The 21,224-nt window shown below is 43.0% G+C and carries 18 protein-coding genes and 2 tRNA genes; 12 read left to right on the top strand and 8 right to left on the bottom strand.

The annotated features are described in order from the left end of the window. The coding region (locus tag EGI32_RS12285; RefSeq protein ID WP_255155656.1) for a hypothetical protein at nt 1-193 on the top strand (193 nt) is incomplete at its 5' end. 58 nt (nt 194-251) lie between these two features. On the opposite strand, the gene EGI32_RS12290 is transcribed toward EGI32_RS12285, so the two are convergent. Together EGI32_RS12290 and EGI32_RS12295 are read right to left on the bottom strand one after the other, a co-directional pair. Continuing rightward, on the bottom strand, nt 252-2,036 hold the full coding sequence (locus EGI32_RS12290) for an ATP-dependent endonuclease (RefSeq protein ID WP_255155657.1): 1,785 nt from the start codon (nt 2,034-2,036) through the stop codon (nt 252-254). A gap of 211 nt (nt 2,037-2,247) precedes the next feature. Next, entirely contained in the window at nt 2,248-3,483 is a 1,236-nt protein-coding gene (locus EGI32_RS12295; protein WP_255155658.1) for a hypothetical protein, read from the bottom strand. A 433-nt stretch (nt 3,484-3,916) separates the two neighbouring features. Here EGI32_RS12295 and EGI32_RS12300 point away from each other — a divergent pair, with 433 nt between their 5' ends. From EGI32_RS12300 to EGI32_RS12310, 3 genes are all read left to right on the top strand, one after another. Further along, complete coding sequence (locus EGI32_RS12300) at nt 3,917-4,486, top strand: hypothetical protein (protein WP_255155659.1); 570 nt, start codon at nt 3,917-3,919, stop codon at nt 4,484-4,486. 53 nt (nt 4,487-4,539) lie between these two features. Further along, nucleotides 4,540-4,950 (top strand): hypothetical protein, encoded by a 411-nt coding sequence (locus tag EGI32_RS12305; RefSeq protein WP_255155660.1) that lies wholly within the window; start codon nt 4,540-4,542, stop codon nt 4,948-4,950. A 685-nt stretch (nt 4,951-5,635) separates the two neighbouring features. Beyond that, nucleotides 5,636-5,965, top strand: coding sequence for a hypothetical protein (locus EGI32_RS12310; RefSeq protein WP_255155661.1), 330 nt, complete (start codon nt 5,636-5,638; stop codon nt 5,963-5,965). A 151-nt stretch (nt 5,966-6,116) separates the two neighbouring features. On the opposite strand, the gene EGI32_RS12315 is transcribed toward EGI32_RS12310, so the two are convergent. From EGI32_RS12315 to EGI32_RS12325, 3 genes are all read right to left on the bottom strand, one after another. Beyond that, the gene (locus EGI32_RS12315) at nt 6,117-7,751 is read right to left on the bottom strand and encodes an NAD(P)/FAD-dependent oxidoreductase (protein WP_255155662.1); all 1,635 of its coding nucleotides are present in this window, start codon (nt 7,749-7,751) and stop codon (nt 6,117-6,119) included. 171 nt (nt 7,752-7,922) lie between these two features. Then, a complete protein-coding gene (locus EGI32_RS12320; protein WP_255155663.1) occupies nt 7,923-8,312 on the bottom strand; it encodes a DUF3127 domain-containing protein in 390 nt (129 codons plus the stop codon). Nucleotides 8,313-8,509: 197 nt separating this feature from the next. Beyond that, the gene (locus tag EGI32_RS12325) at nt 8,510-8,764 is read right to left on the bottom strand and encodes a hypothetical protein (RefSeq protein ID WP_255155664.1); all 255 of its coding nucleotides are present in this window, start codon (nt 8,762-8,764) and stop codon (nt 8,510-8,512) included. Nucleotides 8,765-8,860: 96 nt separating this feature from the next. On the opposite strand from EGI32_RS12325, the gene dnaA reads away from it, so the two are divergent. The 3 genes from dnaA (at nt 8,861) to EGI32_RS12340 (ending at nt 10,784) form a co-directional block, all read left to right on the top strand. Continuing rightward, nucleotides 8,861-10,294, top strand: coding sequence for a chromosomal replication initiator protein DnaA (gene dnaA / locus EGI32_RS12330; protein WP_255155665.1), 1,434 nt, complete (start codon nt 8,861-8,863; stop codon nt 10,292-10,294). Between the two features lie 292 nt (nt 10,295-10,586). After that, nucleotides 10,587-10,675: transfer RNA gene (locus EGI32_RS12335), tRNA-Ser, on the top strand. 34 nt (nt 10,676-10,709) lie between these two features. Then, nucleotides 10,710-10,784: transfer RNA gene (locus EGI32_RS12340), tRNA-Pro, on the top strand. Nucleotides 10,785-10,953: 169 nt separating this feature from the next. On the opposite strand, the gene EGI32_RS12345 is transcribed toward EGI32_RS12340, so the two are convergent. The 3 genes from EGI32_RS12345 to EGI32_RS12355 all read right to left on the bottom strand — a co-directional run bounded on the left by EGI32_RS12345 (nt 10,954) and on the right by EGI32_RS12355 (nt 16,844). Beyond that, on the bottom strand, nt 10,954-13,941 hold the full coding sequence (locus EGI32_RS12345; RefSeq protein ID WP_255155666.1) for a PAS domain S-box protein: 2,988 nt from the start codon (nt 13,939-13,941) through the stop codon (nt 10,954-10,956). Between the two features lie 189 nt (nt 13,942-14,130). After that, nucleotides 14,131-16,140: a tetratricopeptide repeat-containing sensor histidine kinase gene (locus tag EGI32_RS12350; RefSeq protein ID WP_255155667.1), complete on the bottom strand. Its 2,010-nt coding sequence runs from the start codon at nt 16,138-16,140 to the stop codon at nt 14,131-14,133. Further along, the gene (locus tag EGI32_RS12355) at nt 16,137-16,844 is read right to left on the bottom strand and encodes a LytTR family DNA-binding domain-containing protein (RefSeq protein ID WP_255155668.1); all 708 of its coding nucleotides are present in this window, start codon (nt 16,842-16,844) and stop codon (nt 16,137-16,139) included. Before EGI32_RS12355 ends, EGI32_RS12350 begins: the two co-directional genes overlap by 4 nt. A gap of 158 nt (nt 16,845-17,002) precedes the next feature. On the opposite strand from EGI32_RS12355, the gene EGI32_RS12360 reads away from it, so the two are divergent. The 5 genes from EGI32_RS12360 to EGI32_RS12380 all read left to right on the top strand — a co-directional run bounded on the left by EGI32_RS12360 (nt 17,003) and on the right by EGI32_RS12380 (nt 21,222). After that, nucleotides 17,003-17,914 (top strand): hypothetical protein, encoded by a 912-nt coding sequence (locus EGI32_RS12360; protein WP_255155669.1) that lies wholly within the window; start codon nt 17,003-17,005, stop codon nt 17,912-17,914. Nucleotides 17,915-17,971: 57 nt separating this feature from the next. After that, complete coding sequence (locus tag EGI32_RS12365; protein ID WP_255155670.1) at nt 17,972-18,619, top strand: cupin domain-containing protein; 648 nt, start codon at nt 17,972-17,974, stop codon at nt 18,617-18,619. Between the two features lie 9 nt (nt 18,620-18,628). Next, nucleotides 18,629-19,072: a hypothetical protein gene (locus tag EGI32_RS12370; RefSeq protein ID WP_255155671.1), complete on the top strand. Its 444-nt coding sequence runs from the start codon at nt 18,629-18,631 to the stop codon at nt 19,070-19,072. A 151-nt stretch (nt 19,073-19,223) separates the two neighbouring features. Next, a complete protein-coding gene (locus tag EGI32_RS12375) occupies nt 19,224-19,613 on the top strand; it encodes a hypothetical protein (protein WP_255155672.1) in 390 nt (129 codons plus the stop codon). Beyond that, nucleotides 19,606-21,222 carry an RICIN domain-containing protein gene (locus EGI32_RS12380; RefSeq protein ID WP_255155673.1) on the top strand — a complete coding sequence of 539 codons (1,617 nt, stop codon included), beginning with the start codon at nt 19,606-19,608 and terminating at the stop codon, nt 21,220-21,222. Before EGI32_RS12375 ends, EGI32_RS12380 begins: the two co-directional genes overlap by 8 nt. Nucleotides 21,223-21,224 lie beyond the last annotated feature (2 nt).

Consider the following 21,224-nt stretch of genomic DNA (forward strand, 5'->3'; position numbering starts at 1 on the left):
TATGGCAACCAACTACAGCGAAAATAGCTGCGGATCAAGGCGAAGAGAAGTAATGCTTTTACAACCTAACCACATTAGCCAACTTCCCGCCTCGAACGCCGGGGCGTGGCCTCCCGGCCAGCCACGATTCCAGTTGATCGATATTTCATTAATGTTGACCGGCTGGCGAGGACGCCATGCCGGGGCGTTGTGATGGCCGAATATTTTACTGCAATAACAGCGGGTTATCCAAACTGAATTTCGCTTGGTATTTAACGAACGTTCATTATTTGTAAATTCTTCGCGACCACCTCCACTAGTCTTAGACATATTGCCATCGCTTTAGCATCACCTAAGTCATCTGGCTGCTCAAGTAGTTTTTCAAATTCATGCGCAATCCCAACTTTCGATATTGGTACTTTTTTATCTAGTTCTTTTCCTTCTGGGTCTGTATAAAACTTTAAAATCTCAGCAGCCACCAATACTGAACGCTTATTTCCTTCACCGATTTCAATTTGTACAAATCCAACGTCCGCCTTTTTTAACGCAATACTTTTTTCATTTAACAAAAATTGCAGATAATTGTTGACGGCTGCCACATACACATCTTTCGGTAATAGATCTTCAATCGCTATCGCATCACTATTTATATCAGTTATAGTTCCAACATTCAGCATATATTTGTTGTTAACTACTTTTTCTTTTGCCCGTATTCTATTCAAGGCGTTGCTGTCGTCATTGTCCACCAATACAAACATTGGTCTGTTTTCGTCTACCAAAATCTGTACCATCGCAGGCATATTCGACAATGATCCAGAATCAATTATTGACAAAAGATCTGTGTTGAGCGAGATTTCTCCCTTCTGCATAAAATAATTTAGAAGTACCGAAAAATATATTCTGTCCTCAGGGCCCTCCACCAGCAATGTTTTATCTGCATAAAAAAAGCTGTCCGAAATATCCATCCCTAGTGATGCCCTCAACTTTCTCCAATTATGTTGATAAGGTTTATGATTCACAAATGTTCCCTTTGCCTTGTTTCTTTCTACTACCCATATTCTCGTTGGTTTATGACGGTTGATGCAAAAAGGCGAGTGCGTTGTATACAGGACAAGATTCTCCTGTGCCACTTCTTCCAACAACTTTATAAATTTCTTTTGGCTTTTAGGGTGTAATGTTAGAGCTGGTTCATCAAATAGATAAATTGAATTTGAGCGGCCGAATTTTTGATTATAAAGCTTATTAATCAAAAAAGAGAAAAAGTATTGTAGCCCTGTACTTCGATCGCCCATAAAATTGATGCCTGGGTGAACATCTTTGAACATAACCGTAAACACACCATCATGTGATTCGATTTTTATTTGTAAGCCATTCTCTGTATTGTAATATTTTCGTAAAAGTTCATTGATGTTTTCCGCAGCCAACTCTCGTGCTTGCAAAATATCTTCAGGACTTAATCTTATGAAATCTTTGATATTTTCAATACCCCCGAGACGCAATAATTTTTCAATCGGCAGGGACTGTGTGCCATTTTGCTCAATCTCTTTTTGTAGGTTTACTGGGATTAGCAAAAAATCCTCCTTTTCGTAGTATTCAACCAAGGGTCTTAAATCGTCTATTTTTTTTCGAAATTTATTAGCTAGTTCGTGATTCGGAATATTGTCAATGTCGACTCGAGCGCCATCGTCTGGCAACAAATGATAAGCGTCTGCTGTTTCTAAATTATCACTTAGTCTTATTGCTATCCGCCTTATTACTCCGGAATTATAATTGATATTCTGGTGTGATACAGTTGGGTGAATCTTTCCAAGCATTGCCATTTCCGTTGGGTGAAATTCAAATATTGCTTCGATAGTGGATAATCTCAGTAATTTATTTAGTTTTTTAGTTTCATCATTTGAAATGCCTGGTTTGATAGTAAATAGACTCAACGCCTGCAAAATATTTGACTTGCCAACTTCATTTTGCCCCACCAATCCATACATATTATCAGTAAATTTTAGCTCCAACTCTATAATAGACTTGAAATTCTTAATGTAAAGACTTTGTATTTTCATTATTATTTTTTAAGGTTATAATTATGCAAATAAGATGTAGTGACTTAATTTTGTTCTTCAATTTCAAAATCTCTAACGGCTATTTGTCTCTAAAATATCCACCACAATTGATTCATCAATATATACAACCCTATATCGAATATCAAAAACTCATTTTTTAATATCCCTCTAATCAGGTCTAAGAGGTATGATGGGTGTAAGACAATCATCCTCACCCCTTCCCGCCCTCCCTCTTCTTCCTCACCACCTCCTTCTGTATCTCCGCCAGCTTCCCTGCCAGCTTCTCCAGCACCCACTCGCTGTTGGTATAACTCTGCGTGCGCAGGCTATCCGGCTGCAGATCGCCTACGCTGCTTTTTACATAGGGCGCCAGCAGGCGCACGAGCTCGTTAAAGTTAGCGTCTTCTATCAAGCCGGTGTTTACGGCAAACCGTAAGAATAGCGCTAGTTCGTGGGAGGTAGCGTTTATCCGGATCTTTGGTGGAGGCTTGCCGCTGCTGTCGTCGTGGGCGGCGGGAGCAGGCACGGCAAGCGGCCCCGCTTTTTCCAGGTATTGTATCCTCCCGGCCAGCCAGGTATGGATGTCGGCCAGTATGGGTACCCAATGCTCGTCGTGTATATCGCGGTGGAGGAGGAGAGCTTCGGATACATTGCGTACTTCGTGGTGGTAGAAGGTGAGGTGCTGCTGCACCGTTTCCAGTTTTTCGGCAAAGTGGCTGGCCGTATGGGCATATGCTTCCAGCAGGTTGCGGGTGTGGATGGGGAGCAAAAAGAAGTTAGCCATCAGCGAACGCTTTATGTAGCGCAGCGAGTGAAAAGCGTGTTTGCCTTTTAATACATACCCTAATATTTCACGCTGCCGCTTAAACGTAAGCCGGATAGAAGGTATATATACCTGCATGGGAAGCACTGTGAGGGTGCTGATGAGGGAGTAAGGCGCCTCATGCTGTTCGAGTAACTGCGTGATCTGCCGTACGCCTCGCTTGGTTTCCCGCCAGCGGTGGGCCCGGTAAAAATGCGGGACCAGCAGATCGTGGTTCCAGAAATTTCTATAATACTTCCACGCCCCCAGCAGCAGGTTGCGCAGCTCGTTGAATATGGCGTAATAGTGATCTTTCACCGGTGCCTCCATCTTGTCAAAATCATCAGCATAGCGGGTACGAAAATATTTGTACAATATGTTGAGCGCCCGGGTAGTATCGCGTTGCAGATAGTTCAGCCGGTTTATCAGTGCGGGCATATCCATATCGCTGGCGGCCCTTGCTGCATTATCCTTTAAGAAAAAAAGCGAATCGAGGGTGATGGTCATCTGAAGCTCTCTGGCGCAGCCGATGATCTTTTCAGCCATGGCACGCAGGTATCGTTCAGGATGTTCCTTCTGCAAAAGCTGTGCAGGGTGCAGGTGCGTAGACAGTACGCGAACAACATTATCCAACTCATATTTCATAGTTGCCGGTGGGGATTAAAAGTAAAAACCAGGGTTAAAGGGTGCTTTGCAAAGCAGTTAAGTACTCCAATTTATTCTAATTCCGGCAAAAAAGCATTTTCACCAAAAACTATTTTAAAAAATTATTCCCGCGTCCCTACTCACTATTACAGGTGTGGAGGTAATAGTGTAATAGTTTCTGTGAAGTGGCTGGATGATTTTTGTGGTGGGAAAGGTTGAAGGTTGAAGGTTGATGGTTGAAAGTTGAAGGTTGATGGTTGAAAGTTGAAGGTTTTGTGGTCAGCCTAAGATGATCGGGATGCGGGATAAAAAAATATAAAAATCCGTTACAAGATTTTTTTGAAAAAAAATTGTAACAAAAAATAAATCAAAAAACTGTTACACTTTTTTTTAAAAAAAAGTTTGTAACAAGAACGACAAAAACTACCAGGCCATGAAAAAAAAGCAAAGGCAGGATTTTACGCACTTACTGATCAAAGCGTTTAGAGAACAGTATGGATTTACACAGCAGGAATTGTGCAGGCTGCTGGGAATTGGCAGGGAGCAACTTGCTATGGCAGAAGCGGTATTGCGTCCGTTTCCTAAAACAGGGGCGACAGAATTTATGGCCCTGAAGCAAAAACTGGATACTGAAAGAACCGTGGGCACTGAGCGGGATTGGGCAGAGTTTGACCGCGAGCCTTTGCGCATCTTCTGGTGGCAGTGCCAGCAACAGCTGATAGAGATGGAGTACCAGCTGATAGAATTGAACAAAGAACTTTCGCAGATGGAACAGCAGGAAGCGGCACAGCGCAAGGTGATAGAAAGGTGGGATAATATCCCCGAAGAGGTGAGGGCTGCAATAGCCGATGAATACACGATCAAAAACATTTACAGCAGGTGTTTTTCCAAACTTGCCCGGTGCGGTACAGCCGCCCGGCTCGAAAAACAACTGCAGATAAAAATATTCCTGGCCAGGATAGATGTGCTGAAGGCATTTGTTGCCGACAACCATCGGGCGTAAGCTCCTTCGCTTGTAAACAGGAGCATAATAAATCAACTATTAAATTTAAAAAAATGAAAAATTCTATTCCGGATCTGATGACGGTTGCAGCATGCGACCACCAGATCACGCTGGCAAAGACTGCGCTGGTAGCCATGCAGTTTGCGCAAAGCCAGGTAGACAAAAAGAACTTCACCGCCATTACCAAAGGCCCCGATTATGAACGGGAGGTGGCCAGTACGCAACAGCAGATCGCTATGCTCGAAGCCGGCATCCCTGGTATGCCCGAAGGGCCCGGTAAAGTAGATGCCAACAACAACCTGCAGCAGTTGAAAGCCGACCTTATCAACCTGTTGAAAAAGGAAGGCAGCTATGGCGTAGACAGCCTCTTTGAGCAGCAGGGCGAATACATTGCCCTCGGCGGGAAGATCGAAGCATTTCAAACGTTCATCGATGCGTTGAACGCGAGGAAAGCGGAACTCTAATGTATGATGGATGATGTGTGATGTATGATGTGAGCAAGCCGGGCGCCTGCAATATTGCAGGCGCTTTGTTTTTTTTGCCTGCCGCCCCGCGAATACTGCCGGCAGGTCAATAACCGCTTAAGGTCGACCACCTTGGGAACGACGTATAACTGTAGCGTCCGTCATTGCGGGAAGTAAGGCCAACTTGAAAGTACTTAATAAGGTGGCCGACCTTTTAGTGCAAGAGTTTTCCCTATAGTTTAGTCTAAAAACACGAAGATCAAAAAGAGTGTCGCGGACATTAAGATAAATCCCATTAGCAGGGTAAATTCTCTGCTTAAACTATTCGAATTTTCCCATCCATCCCCCCTGGATTGGAGTGATTCAAATGGAGGTTTGTCAATAATGCCCGAATAAAGTATGTAAGCGCTCAGCAAGAAAAGAACAATTATTACAGGGAGAAGTATCATGATTGATTTTAAATTAGGCTGGCTTGCCGACTAAGATAGAAAATAGGCGTAAATAATAAGAAATAAATAAATTTTTCATTGTGTAGCCGGCCACTTTCACTTTTATCAGTTCTTGTTATCAGGGAATTAAAAATCAATAAATATCATTTTCCTAATCTCAATCGGCGATGATAAACTAAGCCGGTCTTCTAAATACTAACCGGCATATTTTTACTTACTTTACATAAAACATCACCGTGATCACTGATGAAAAAATAGCTTCCATTAAAAAGCGTTTGAAAAACGGCGAGCCTGTCGGGGAGATCAAAGCCGGGCTGGATGCCGAAGGGTATACCAAAGAAGATATAGAAGCCTGCTTTCCGGCACATACATACGATATGTCGGGCTGGTATCTGCTCTTTGGAAGCATATTACTGCTTTGGGGGATCATTGTATTTATGGGTTCAGGCAATATTTTCCTGCTGATCTGCGGAGGGGCATTGCTGGTGCTGTATTACGAGGCAAAGAAGAAGAAAGATAAAAAGAAGGCGGATGATATTGTATCGGATATTGGTTCGGATCTTTGATCACGGATTTTAGATGGATTAGGGGATTGCACAGATTTTTCACTTCGTGAAAATAAAATGCAGTTCGCAAAAGCTTCCATAACTATTGTATGTGCAAGTTTTTGCGAACTGCATTTTATTTTTGCTTTAGCAAAAAAATCCGTGTAATCCCCTAATCAATTTTAATCCGTGATCCTATCTTCTCCACGATCACCTTCGCTACCCGCTCCCCATCCATCGCCGCACTCACGATCCCGCCCGCATATCCCGCTCCTTCACCCGATGGATAGAGGTTGCTGATCTGCGGATGTTCGAGCGCTTCGTTGCGGGGGATGCGCACCGGGCTGCTGGTACGGCTTTCGGTAGCTACCACCACGGCTTCATTGGTGAGGTAGCCGCGGAGCTTTTTGCCGAAGGCTTTAAATCCCCCCACGAGGGTGTCGTATATAAATGAAGGCAATACAGTAGTAAGGTCTGCCGATTTCAATCCCGGCAGGTAAGAGTTCTTTGGCAGGCTGGCAGAAACTTTCCGGTTGATAAAATCCTGCATGCGTTGTGCCGGGGCTACAAAATTGCCGCCACCGGCTTCAAAAGCCGCCTGCTCAACCATCTGCTGAAACTTTAAAAAAAGCAGCGGGTCATCTGCAGAAACTTTCGTGTCGGAAGAACCTTTTGAACCTTTGAACCCTTGAACTTTTGAACCATTCAAGTACTCCAAAGCATCACGTTGCTCCACCTGCACTACCATGCCGCTATTAGCAAACGGGTTGTTCCTCTTCGAGGGGCTCCACCCATTTACCACCAGTTCGCCGGGAGACGTTGCCGCCGGGGCGATGATGCCACCCGGGCACATGCAAAACGAGAAAACCCCACGGCCTTCTACCTGCTGCACCAAAGAGTAGGAGGCGGGTGGAAGATGTTCGTCGCGGTCGGTAGCGTGGTATTGTATGCCGTCGATGAGTTGCTGCGGGTGTTCGATGCGCACGCCGAGGGCGAACGGTTTGGCTTCTATCAGGATACCTTTGCTATGCAGGAGTTCAAATATGTCGCGGGCCGAATGACCGGTAGCCAATATATAGGCATCACCGGAAAAACGGTCGCCGTCGGCGGTGAGCACTTCTTTGATCGTTCCTTTTTCCACCACAAGATCGGTCACTTTTTTCTCGAAGAGAAATTCGCCGCCATGATCGGTGATGACTTTGCGCATGGCAGTGATGATATGCGGCAGTTTGTTGGTGCCGATATGCGGATGGGCATCGTATAATATATTATCGGGTGCGCCAAATTGAACGAAGAGCTGAAGTATGCGGTCGATGTCGCCGCGTTTGCTGCTGCGGGTATATAATTTACCATCGCTGTACGTACCGGCGCCCCCTTCGCCGAAGCAATAATTGCTCTCGCTGTTTACGATGCCTTCCTTGTTGAGAATGGCCAGGTCGCGGCGGCGGCTTCGCACATCTTTTCCCCTTTCGAGCAGGATGGGTTTGATGCCATATCCGAGTAGCTGAAGGGCGGCAAAAAGCCCGGTTGGTCCGGCACCGATGATGACCACTTTTTTGGAAGCATCGGTCACGTTTTGGAAGGTAAACTGCTTACCGTTAACCGGTTGCGATGGTTCGCCGATGAAGGCATTTACCGTGAGGTTGATATACACGGTTTTTCCCCGGGCATCGATGGATTTTTTCAGGGGGGTAAATCCGTAGATATCCGTCTCTTTTTTGGCCGCGGATTTCGCTATCTTTTTTTTGATGACGGCGTCGTCGGCGGCTTCTGCGGGCGATAATTTTAAAGAGATCTTTTGTTGCATAATATTTCACGCAAAGGCGCAAAGAAAACGTAAAGGCGCAATTTTTTTTATATCTGCATTTTAAACAAAACTGTCAGGCTGAGCTTGTCGAAGCCGGTCCGAATTAATCTTCTATTTGGAATAGCCTTCGACAAGCTCAGGCTGACAGTACTATTAAAATGAGTCGTTATATTAAAACGGCAGATCATCCAGCTCTTCCGGATTGGTGGCCGTGAAGTTATCGATCGGTTCCATCTGGTCGTTGGCAGCGCCGGCAGTTCCTGCGTTTGGCAGGATCTGTTCTATGCGCCATGCATCGAGGTTGGTGATGTAATTGGTTTTGCCATCCTTTTCCCACTTGCTTCCTTTGATGTTGAAATATACTTTGATATCGTCGCCGATGTTTACGCGGTCGATGATAGCAGTCTTATCCTGTACACATTGAAATTTTGCATAATTAACAATCGTCCTTCCGTTGATGTCGTCTGTTTTTTCTACGGCAAATTCCCTGGTCTGAAAAGTTGCTGTTCTTTGCACGGTATCATATTTGGCTACCAGTTTGCCTGTAAGTTCGTAACTCATGTGTTTATTTTTAGAGCATCAAAAGTAGGGTTAATTTGCGTAATTGGGGTATGGGAAAATAAACTAAGAAATTGGTTGCTTTAAACACCGATTTCTTAGTACTAATTTTTAGGAAACAACTGTCAGCCTGAGCTTGTCGACGGCGGAATAAAAAAGGACTGCGCCTTCGACAAGCTCAGGCTGACAGCAAAGGAGTTTTAAGCAATTTCTTTTAATCTATAACCATATAAATCTGAACAAAAAAATTTGTGTAAAGAAATATTTTGTGGATAACCCCGCAGGGTGAAAAAAATGGGTAAAAAAACCTGGAATGCAACCCTGTATTGACTTTGATTTTTCGGGGATTTTTGGAAAGTTTTTTTCAGGGCTCCAACTGTTATTACGCCGGAAAAAACAAATGAATAAAAAATTTTTTTTTCAACAATTTCTTTTGATATTCGCTGTCCCGCCAAATAATTTTTTTATTGTTCCAATAATTCAATTTTTGGCTTACCAATTCCCAAGAAAGAAAATAACACACTCAGTATATATAAATTGCTTAAGGTATAATGGAGAAAGTATTTGATAAAGTATGGTCTAATTGTTTGGAGATTATCAAAGACATCGTAGAATGGCAACATTTTAAAACGTGGTTTGAGCCCATCAAGCCAGTGGCATTAAAAGAAAAAATTCTTACTATCCAGGTACCAAGTCAGTTTTTTTATGAGTATCTTGAAGAGCATTATGTTTCTCTCCTCGCAAAAACGTTGAAAAGGGAATTAGGGAAAGAAGCAAGGTTGGAGTACCGTATTATGGTAGACAGTGGCAACAGTAAGAACAAGCCGCTGACGATGGATGTACCGGGACATGGCTACAAATCATATTCAAATAACGAAATGGATTTTCCGCTGGTTATAAATAATCCTGTTAAAAACCCCTTTGTAATTCCGGGGTTGAAAAAGATGCAGATCGATCCGCAGCTGAACCAGGCTTATACCTTCGAATCTTTCATCGAGGGAGATTGTAACCGGGTAGCCCGCAGGGCCGGAAAAACCGTGGCCGAAAAACCAGGTGCCACCTCTTTTAACCCCCTTGTAATATATGGCGGTGTCGGTTTGGGTAAAACTCACCTCGCCCAGGCAATCGGCAATGAAGTAAAACGCCTGCACCAGAATAAGGTGGTATTATATGTAAGCTCCGAAAAATTCATCAACCAGTTCATTGATCATGGCCGCAACAATGCGATCAATGACTTCATACATTTTTACCAGCTGATAGACGTATTGATCATCGACGATATCCAGTTCTTCAACAGGGCTGAAAAATCGCAGGATGCCTTCTTCTCTATCTTCAATCACCTTCACCAGAGCGGCAAACAGCTTATCCTTACCAGCGATAAGAGCCCTAAAGACCTGGAAGGCGTACAGGAAAGATTACTGAGCAGGTTCCGTTGGGGCTTAAGCGCCGACCTTCAGACACCGGATTACGAGACCAAGATCGAGATCCTGGAAAACAAGATGAAGGCCGATGGATTGGAGATGCCCAGGGAAGTAGTAAAATATATTGCCTATAATATTAACAGCAATGTCAGGGAGTTAGAGGGTGCTTTGATCTCATTATTGGCACAATCTTCGCTTAATAAGAGGGAAATAGACCTTGAATTGGCAAAGAAAGTACTTAGAAATTTTGTTAAATCGTCGAGCAAAGAAATCACGATAGACGCTATCCAGAAAATGGTTTGCGAATATTTCGATGTACCTTACGATAAACTTTTGCAGAAAACGCGTAAGCGTGAAATAGTACAGGCCAGGCAGATCACGATGTACCTTTCAAAAGCATTTACAAAGAATTCGCTGAAGACGATCGGGGAGCATTTCGGTGGCCGCGATCACACCACGGTGATCCACAGTTGCCAGACGGTGAAAGACCTGATGGATACGGATAATTTGTTTAAGGAAAGCGTGCTGGAATTGCAGCAAAAAGTGCAGTTGGCAGCCATGTAGTCAATGGTGAATAGTCAATGGTGAAATCTTCGAAGTTTTAATGTTTTATCGATTACATAAATTCAACTATTTATAATATACAGATCCCGCTTCGCGGGATTTTTTATTTTACCGCAGAGTAACAGGAGTTTTTTTACCGAGTAGCAAGGGGTTAAAAAAACAGTCTTCTCTCTGTGAAAAAAAACTCCTGTTACTCTGTGGTAAAAATTATTTTCAATAATTCTTCATTTTCATTTGGCTGTTAAAATATACAATTGTATTTTTGCTGCCCCTAACAAAGGGCAGGTTAAACGGAGAGGTGCCTGAGTGGCCGAAAGGAACGGTTTGCTAAATCGTCGTACGGGTTAAACTGTACCGTGGGTTCGAATCCCACCTTCTCCGCAAAAAAAGATCTTTACTAACTGTTTTACTCGTTCGGGATGTAGCGTAGCCCGGTTATCGCGCCTGGTTTGGGACCAGGAGGTCGCAAGTTCGAATCTTGCCATCCCGACAAACAAATCCCAGCAAAAAGCCTTTCAATAATGAGAGGCTTTTTTGTGTCCTGAGTCTGGTTCAGGCGGTCGTCCGCACATTTACATTTTTGTTCGAAAACCCTTTTTTGCGATCACAGATAAACTTATATACGACCCGATTTCAACTATATATTTAAAACCATTATTTTATTTCAAAGGGATTATTATTATCATTTTGCAGCCTGCACCAGGATTTGACTCAAAATTAATTTCAGCGCCAAGTAAAGTGGCCCTGCTGATTATGTTGTTTAAGCCCAAACCTCTTTTAACGGTGTTGATGTCAAATCCGACACCATTATCAGTAATGCTTAAACATAAATGAGAATGGTTTTCCTCGCAATTAATATCTACACGCGTTGCTTTTGCATGTTTTATAATATTATTTAATTGCTCCTGAATAATTCTATAAATAGCAGTTTTATTCTCTGAGGATAATAGGGATTCGAGTCTCTCACCATCAGGAATGCCCAGATTTATCTTAAATGGGCTTATATCATTTAATTTAGATGTTAATTGTTTTACAGCTTTACATAAACCATCTTCCTGAAAAGCTGCCGGAGTAAGCTTATGGGAAATATTTCTTATTTCATCAAGTGCATTGACTAATAAATCAAGGCAGTCTTTTAGCCAATGATTGCTTTTATCCTTCTTTACACACATGTCGATATACAATTTGCAGGTTGCCAAAATCTGGCATACATTATCATGCAATTCATCGGCTATTTCCTTCCTTTCTCTTTCCTGGGCTTTAATAGTTTCTTTCATCAGTTCCCGCTTCCGGCTAATCACATCATCCACAATTTTCTTTTCCATCTTTCTTTGATTGGTCACATCCTGCATAGCGCCAATCATCCTGATACCTTTCAGGTTGGTATCCCTTATAATATATGCTGTATCAAAAATGGTTTTGTAATTATTTTCAATATCCTTAAAGTCATATTCTAATTGCCAGTATTCACTATTACCTTCCAACGCTACTTCTATTGATTCAATATATCTGCTCCTGTCTTTGGGATGAATATGGGCTACTCTTGTGTTCATAGGAATGGTCAGATTTATACATCCAAATAATCTTGTAGACGACTCCCCCAGAAAAATTTCATTTTTCTCAATATCCCAGTCCCAAATAGCATCGGAAGTAGCTTTTGCGGCATATTGGTAACGTTCATTTAGAATTGAGAGTTCTTTTTTGGTATTCTCTAATTGCGTAATATCTACCGCAATACCTCCTATAAGCCTGCATCCCTTATGGTCGGTTCCTAATAAGAACCTGACCACATGCTGAATGCGGGTTTCGCCATTTGGGTCAATTGCAGTTTCCGTTGTTTCCAGAGGTTTATTGGTATCCAGAACTATTTTATTATTATTGATATATTGACCGGCAATCTCGTCAGGAAAAATATCTTTTATAGGTTGGCCAATCGCTTCATTCTTCAATCCATAAGAAATCAGCCCTAGCGGATTCAGGAATTTTAAAGTATTATACTCATCCGCTATCCAGGCACATGATGGGGTATTTGCCATGAATGAACTAAACTGCAATTCCTTATTAAGCAGTTCCCGTTCAATTTTTCGCTGTTCATCAATTAACCTCCCTTCAACAATTAAAAATTTACAATTACCTGGTGAATCGTATATTGGTTTTATAGAAATATCTACCAGGGCTGGTATATTTGTTTTACCATTTATTTCGGTCTCGTACCGAATCATATTCCCCCCGGATGCTTCGGTTATATTTTTTTTGAGTGTCTCTTTTCCTTCTTCAGAAGCATTCCTGCAGTAATTATCCCAGAAAAACTTACCCTGTACCTTCTCTCTCTTAATCCCTGTGAAATTATTAAACGTGTCATTTAATTCCACGATTCTTCCTGAAGGATCCAGGATGGCCATAAACTGGTAGGTAGAATTGAATATTGACTGAAAGCGCAGGCGGGTCATTCTCAATGATTCAGCGTTTGCTTTTTCGGTGGTAATGTCCTTTACAATATTATAAATCCCTATTACCTGATGTTTTTCATCCCAAACGGGGCGGAAAATTATTTTGAAGTATTTACCCGGCCCCAACTCTGGGATTAGCAAGTCATGCTCTTCCACCTTTCCCTGAACGGCATTATTAAGCATTTTGGCAATAAACTTCTTGTGTTTGAGTGGTACAAAATTTATATAAAGTTCATTTTTAAGTTCAGTTTTTCCGGATATTGTATGGTAGTAATCTGCTGCTGTAGTATTATGCATTATTACCGTGTAATTTAAGTTAAGCAGGCAAAATGCACTATTGGTGGATGAAAGAATCAGTCGTTGTATTCTCTCTGAGTTTTTTAAATCAATTTCAGCTTTTTTCTGTTCTGTAATGTCGGTAAAAGTACATACCACCTGATCGGGTTCGCTTGATCCCTTTAAGAATAAAGGCTGAGAGTTAATAGTTATCCAGCTTATTTCTAAAGAAGGTTTGGATACTCCCATAATTACATTTCTGCATGGTATTCCAGTATGTAATGTAACCACCGAAGGATGGTCTTCCGGATTAAAATATGACCCATCTTCATGTATTGGATTCCATCGCTGGTCAAATGAAGTCCGGCCCTTTATATTTTTTTTGGGTAACCCAAGAATAGCCTCCGAAGATTTATTGGCATATACAATCTCTCCTTTTTTATTAAACACTACAACACCTTCATGCAATGAATCAATAAAGCTTGAATTGGTTAAAATATTATCTTTTATTCCCTCTTTAACCCTACCATCCAATAAGTTCTTTTTTCCAAAAGAACTTGTTCCGGATACTGTATTTATTTCAGTGCCTGTAAAGATTATGGTATCTTCATTATTCTTTCTGTGATTTTTTTTTGCTTCCCAGTAAAAAACCGTATGAGGATTTTGAAGTTTTTTTATACGGGCTTCAAAGTTTATGCTCTTATTGGCTTTGAGAGCGCTCAGAACTATTTTTTTTTCATTGGCCGACAATGAAAGGATACTTAACATCGGCTTTTCTTCTACAGATATTCCGGAACTACTGAAATCATTCTTAAGGATTTTACCTGGGTTAATGATACTTAGTTTTTCGTCTGCAGAACAAATGACCCGAACGCTTATGCTTTTTTTAATAAAGTTACCTACCAGCTTTTTCTTTTCCATTAGCAAATCTTATGTTAAACAAAAATATGATTTACGTGATTTATGGCTTATAGGATTCGGGATTAACTATTTGTAGTATTTTTTCTATAGATGTCGCCCGCAGTTTTTTTTTAGGGTTTAACATTCAATTACTTAGGTTGATTCAGGTGCTCTCCGGATGATATTGCTTAACCTTACTATTGCGCATACTTAGAATACCAGGGTACACTTTGTGCCATCACTTCCCGATTCCACCTGTATATCACATCCTATCACGTTTGCCAGGTCTTTCACAATGTGGAGGCCAAGGCCATTGCTGTTGCTGTAAATCCTGGTATACTCAAACAAGCCATGTAATTTTTCTTTATCGATACCCGGGCCGTTGTCGGTAATGGATAAAACGGTGTGGTTATTTTCAACAAACGCCTTCCATTCTATCTTCGCCTGTGCTGTATCTTGCAAAGCTTTGATGGCATTGCTGGTAAGGTTTCGCATGATACTCTGCAGGTAGTTGATATCGGTTTCAAGCACCAGGTCTTCCGCTACCGAAAAATGGAATGCCACATTGCCTTTATCCGTAAAAAATTTATCGATATAAGTAAAGAGGCCGGATACTTTTACCGCAGCTATCTCGGGGGTAAAGTTTTCCATCTGCCCTTTACTCCACAATAAAACTCCTTCGATGGTTTGTAAAAGGTTTTCTGCAGATTCTGTTATTTTATTTTCATGTTCTTCCACCTGCGCCGGGCTCAGGAGGCCGGGATTTCTTTTTTGAAGCAGTAAAAAACTAAGCAGGTTGGCCACCGGCGTACGCAGGTCGTGGCTAAGGATACCAAAGAATTTCGCCTTTATTTTATTGGCCTCATCCAGCTCGTTATTAAGTTTAAGTAATGCGGTGTTTGTTTTTTTACGCGTCAGGCTTTGGCGGTAAAATACAGCCCCGAGTACCGTTAAAAACAGAATCCCCGCCAGCAACAACCACATCCTGTTTTTTTGATCATTGATGGTTAGCTGTTTGATAGCGATCTCCTCGTTCTTTTTCGCTATTTCATATTTGCTTTCGGCTTCGGCTATCTTGTTTTTATTTTCCTGCGAAAAAATGGAATCGTGCAACTCCGTGGAGGTCTTGAAGCGTAGGTAAGCACTTTTAAAATCGTTGTTGTGATTGTCCAGTTCGGAAACAAACCCGTTTATCTCAGCGATGTGGGCTTTATTCTTCAGCTGGATGCTGTAATGAAGCGCCTTATTGTAATAGTTCCTTGCCAATGCCAGGATAGCGGCAGTATCTTTCGGTATAGAATGATCAGCAGCTGTTTCTGCAAAGCGGTTATCTTTTACGATCGAAAAATACAATTGCCCCAGGCTGGTAAGGTTGCTGATGGAAGTGAGGTCGCCGGCATTGAATTTTTCGAGGTATGCCTGGGCTTTCCTGCGCATGGCAATAGCAGATGGAATGTTCTTTTCCATTTCTGCGGCGCTGGAATAAGCGCTACCCATAAATCGCTCGTCATTATTTTTAATGGAAGCCTCAATTCCTTTTTTTAAATAGAAGGAAGCATTTACGGTGTCTTTTAATTTTGCATAACACAGGCCCATCCCGGTGTACGCGTTAGCCAGCCTTGTATTTGTGCCTGCTTTTTGTTGTACGAGCAGGCATCTTCTCCAGTTCTCAAGGCTTTTGATATAATTGCTATGTTGAAAATATACCAAAGCGATATTCGCGAGCGTAGAAACTATTACGGAAGTGTCTTTATAATCTTCTGCATTGTTGAGTGCGAATGTAAAATATTCGATGGCTCTTGTATAATTGCCCGCTCCCTGGTACACTACGCCGATATTGTTGAGCACAGTATTAGCCTGCGGCTTAAAATTATTTTTATCAAACAGGTCGTAGCTGATCTTGTAATAAAATATAGCCGAATCATTGTTGGAGGAAATGCCCTGGTGATTGCGCCCCATATTAAGGCTGAAAGCTGCTATGCCTTTTATCCAGTTCATTTGTTTGGACAGTACCAGGCCGGCACGGGTGTATTCCATAGCCCTGGAGGGCAATGTAGCAAAACATTCATCGGATAAAGCTTTATACATTCTTGCCCGGATAGTATCGTTCGCCGCTGTTGGCAGCAAAGCGGCAACAGAATCTACAAATGCCTGGCCATGCTTTTGCGAAAAGCCGTTGAACTGTAATAACAGAAAAAAGAATAAAAAATATTTTTTCATGAAGTAAGGGCTTTAAGGGCATCTTTAAAGCTTCTGCCCACAGGCAGTACGATATCATGGACCTGTATTTCCACAGAAGTCATTTTTTGTATAAAATGTTTTTGAACGGCATAGCTTCGATGGATCCGGACAAAACTGCTGAAGGTTTTTTCTTTGATCAGTGTGCCCAGGGGAGACAGGACAGAATATTTTTTTGTAGCAGTTACAATACGGGTATAATCTTTCAGGGCTTCCAGGTAAATGATATCACTGAGGTGGAGCTTTATCTGCTCAATACCGTCTTTTATAAAAATGGTATCTGCACCCAATGTATGCTCCAGCAGGCGTGCCTTTTGCCGTACCGTGGCATGCTCTGCCACCCGTTCCATCGTTTTCGAAAAACGTTCCGCCGTTAAAGGTTTTAATAAAAAATCGAGTGCGGCCATGTCAAAAGCTTCCAGCGCATAATCGGGATAAGACGTAATGAATATACAGGCAGGTATATGAAGCAATTGCCTGCGTAGTTCCAGTCCATTCATGGCAGGCATATCAATATCCACGAACAGCACGTCTGGCGCCTGTGCCCGGGCAGCATCCAGAGCCGGTAAAGGTGAATCGAAAACAGCCTGGCATTTCATGAAGGGGTAATCGTGTAAAAAAGATGCCAGCATCAACCGGTCGATCTCGTAATCGTCCACCACCATATACGTGATTGTATTGTCCATCCGCGATCAGTGTTGTAATGGTAATTGTTTTTTCAAATATAGAGCATAAACTGATAAGCCGTTATTCGGCGAGTTTTTTTGTAACTAAGCGATTGTGCCTTTTTATTCGAAAACAGTAAGTGTAGGTTTGTCTGGTCAATTATAAAAAACAATACAAAATGAATATCCGTTGTACCAGTTCCATTCTTACATTCATCGCTTTGGGTATAGTATTCCTTTCCTGTAAAAAAGATACGGTTACCGGCGGCCCTGGAAACGGCGGAGGAAATGCCGCTGCCAGCCATCCCAATTTTGTATGCCAGCACCAGCCGGGCTCAGCCTCGCTCAACGGGCAGTTTGTGATCTTCGATCTTGACCATGATGCCAACGCGGATAAAAAATATTTCATTGTTTCCGCGTTGCCCGACGGCAATGAATTTTCAGACAGCTTCCAGGTTTTGCAACTGCCCAGGCCGATCGATAGCCTGGCAACAGGTTGGCCTGCGCAGATCAAAACAGCCGCTATGGGAACAACGCGTACTATATTGACCGATGCTAAAAATGCGGTAACAAGTACAGCTTACGACCCGTGGAGCTATGCTCCTATCTCTACCGGTACCAACCTGTACCGCAAACTGAACGATCCGCAATATGCCGCCGGTAAAGCGGGACAAAAACCATATGGAAGCAATTACTTCAGCCCGGTATATTATCCACCACCGGCTTACAGCCCCTATAACAGGATCTACCGGGAGATCACGTATTATTTCAAAGATGGTGTGTACACGGAGAATATCCCCGGCGGAGGATTGAAATCGCTGGATACATTGTTTGTAGGTGCCGGCGCTATTAACTGGCGCACGGTTGATCAAACAGTGTACATCGATTTTGAACGCACCAACAATTACACCCGTTACTACAGGAAATATTTTTATTTCGACTGGACAAACTGGAAATATTATGCCGTAACCGAAACGGAACAGCGGGTAGATTACCTGAGTTATTCACCGGTATATTATATACGCTGGGATGTAAAGCAGTATAGCCTGGACCATTTTTGCAAATGGCCTGCAGGCTGGGGCAAAAAATAGCCCTTGCAGATCAACGGATCATTTATTAAACGCACAGGTTTCTGTCAATAATTTTTTATGGAACAACAACAACAACCTTCCCGCAGGCTTGCCATACAGCAGATGCTGCTGGCCACTGCGGGGTTAAGCATGCTTTCGCTGCCATCGCTGGCAGCAGGTAAAGCACAGTCAGCTCCAAAGGGCGAAAACTTACAGCCTTTTTATTTGCCGCCGATGGAACCGCTGCAGCCTGGTCCGGGTGGCATCGACATACGCACCTGGGTAAAAAGCGCCCAGACCAATATGCAGTTCAGTTGTGTGGAGTTTGCGGTAGCGGCAAAAAAAATGGGCCCCGCTCCGCATTACCATAAAGACCTGGATGAGCTGATGTATGTATTGGATGGCACCGCTACGGTAATGGTGGAAGAGACTATCTACGAGATCCCCGCCGGAGGATGGCATTTCCGGCCGCGGGGTATGGTGCATACCTTTTTTAATAATACCGATAAACCTTTCAGGGGTATAGACATGTATTTCAACCAGAATTTTGAAGACTACCTGGAAGAGCTTTTTCACCAGATCATCCCGGAGATACAGGCTAAAAAACTTGGCCCCAATGATCCCGGTATTGCGAAACGCATTCAACAGCTCCACGAAAAATTCGGCATGGTGGGGTTCCCCGAAAAACGAAAAGCCATTATAGATAAGTATGGGTTGATTCCTTAAAAAAATGAAATGAAAAAAATACTCCTCCTCGCAATTTCTACAACACTTTACACGGCGGGGTTTTGCCAAAGCATTACCGGCTCCTGGAAACGCGTTTCCACCACACTTGAATACAAGAATGGCAAAAAGGAAGACATGCAAAAAAACGTGCAGTCGGGATTGCCCTGTACAGCCGGAACAAAATATTATTTTAAAGCAGATGGCACCCATTATACCCAATCGCCTGCCGGCTGCGAAGTAGTAGATAAAATGAGCAAAGCTACCTGGAAGCAGGTGGGGAGTACTTTAACCGTAGTTACCGGCACCGATCTCAAACTTAAAACCGGCGGCACCACCTACATACTTTCCTTCAGCGGGAATACGGTCACCCTGGTGCATGTGTATACCGATGCTGAAAATAAACAGACCGGTACCAAAGTAAAAAAGATCAGCATTGTTTATCAAAAAATTTAACGCTACAGCTATGCGGAATTTATTTAATCCCTGTTTTTTATGGGCGCTTGTTATGGCAGCTTTAACCGGGTGCAGTTCGGCTGATACAAAGGACAGTAAAACTGTCACTCCAGCCATTGCCGCCGAAGCGCCCCACCCAAATTTACTTTCCATGAAAGTGAACGGCACGGTTTGGCAGGCCGACCATGAGGTTACCGGTATCGTTCATCCCAACGGGTACAATAACGCTATCCTTATCGGTGGCAAAAAAGGCCCGAAGGATAAAACAGAGCAGACGTTTAACCTTAACCTGTATAATGCTGCCGGTACAGGTATATTCGATTTTGTATCGGGTAATAAAGACAACAGCGAAGTGCAACTGGCCAATTTAAGCGACGAAAAGTACCTGTATGGCAACGTACTGGGCTTTGCTTTTCATGCAAAGATCACCCGTGCTGAAAAAAATCCAACGGTACTGGAAGCCAGTTTTGAGGGCGTGTTGACAGGCAACACGGGCGATTCTGTAAAGATCACGGACGGTAAATTTTATTATCATGAGTAAAATAATCATCTGGTTTTGCTGCCTGTGCATGGCATCATCGGTACATGCGCAATCCCTCACAGATGGGGAGTATTTTATTAAGGTTAACCAGACGGGAAAATATATGGCCATAGCGGGTGCTGCCACCAACAACGGGGCATGGCTCATCCAATGGGATAATGAATACAAGGCGCATTTTAAATTTATGTTGAAAAGCCTGGGCAACAATATCTATTCCATCAGGTCTTCGCACAGTGGCCGCTATATCAGCACAGAAGGAAACGCGGTACGTGGAGCAAAGATCATACAGTGGGACTGGCTCAACCAGGATAACCAGAAATGGCGCATTGAAAAAACCGCTACCGGGTACAGCATCACCTGTGTGCAGAATGGCCAGCGAATCTATTTGTCGGGGGCTAACGCAGCTACTGCTACTCCTGCCAACGGCAGCTATTTCATTTGCAACAGCGATGATAAGGCCATGAACTTTAGTTTCCTGAAAAATGAGACCGGCCAGGAGCTCATCAAAACGAGGCCCGGTAATAAACTTACAAAAGTAAATAACGGTACACCCGTAATTGCGGGGCAGGTAACCGTAGATATACCCGATGGTATTTACAAGATACGCATCAATGAAAGCGGTAAGTACCTGGCTATAGCAGGCGAAGAAGACCTGAGAAATGGTATGCGCCTCATACAATGGGATATGCTTCCCCGCAACAATCACCTGTTTGAGCTGAAGCGTATGGATAACGGCAATTATACCATTAAAGCCATCCACAGCGAAAAAGTGCTGGATGTAGTGGACCGTCAGACAGCAGATGGCACGCAGGTACAGCAATGGGACGACCTGCAGGGCAACAACCAGCAATGGAAAATTTATGGCACCGCCAATAATTATAAGATCGTAAGTGCCGCAAGCAACAAGGGGTTGCAATTGTCTTCCGGGCCCGCCAACAACAACAATGGTACAGCTTTGGTGATAACGGGCAGCAATACGCAAACTTTTTCCCTGCTACCCGCCAGGGCCAATAAATTTACGGAATACATCAGCATTACCAATCTTCAGTTTACGGTGCCCCATGGTGGTGACCTGGATATTTTCGGGAAGATACAGGTGTTCGTGACCGACCGTTATGGCAACAGCTATAACCGGTATTATGACGGTACAGATGAGCTGTTTGGCTTGCCCGAAAGCAGGCCGCTGGACATGGATAAGCTGCGTACTTTTTTCTCGACCGCCAAACTGCATTTTAAAATGCGATCAGACGAATTGCTGGGCGCTAAAATTACCATCGTGTATGGGATCAATGAGAATGACGGGGATGTGGCAAGCCCCTTCTCGCCATTTGGTATTGCAGGGTTCCCTGTCAGCAGCGATCCAAATGCGAAACGTTATGTGAATACGGATCCTTACAAAGCCGGCGGCAACGACGATTATTATTTGCTCAAACATTCTTTTAACGACTGCCTGAAAAGTGACCTGCTGGTGACCTATAAAAATAATTGCCAGAGCTTTTACATTACCGATATACCGAAAGAATGTAATGTGCATGTGAACCTGCAGGACGAAGACGGCAGCGACAACTGGCTCGATATACTTTTTACCATTACCAAAGAAAGAAAATAGAC

Origin of the sequence: Ferruginibacter sp. HRS2-29, assembly GCF_024343615.1 — a bacterium.
In the GTDB taxonomy this organism is placed as follows: Bacteria; Bacteroidota; Bacteroidia; order Chitinophagales; family Chitinophagaceae; genus Ferruginibacter.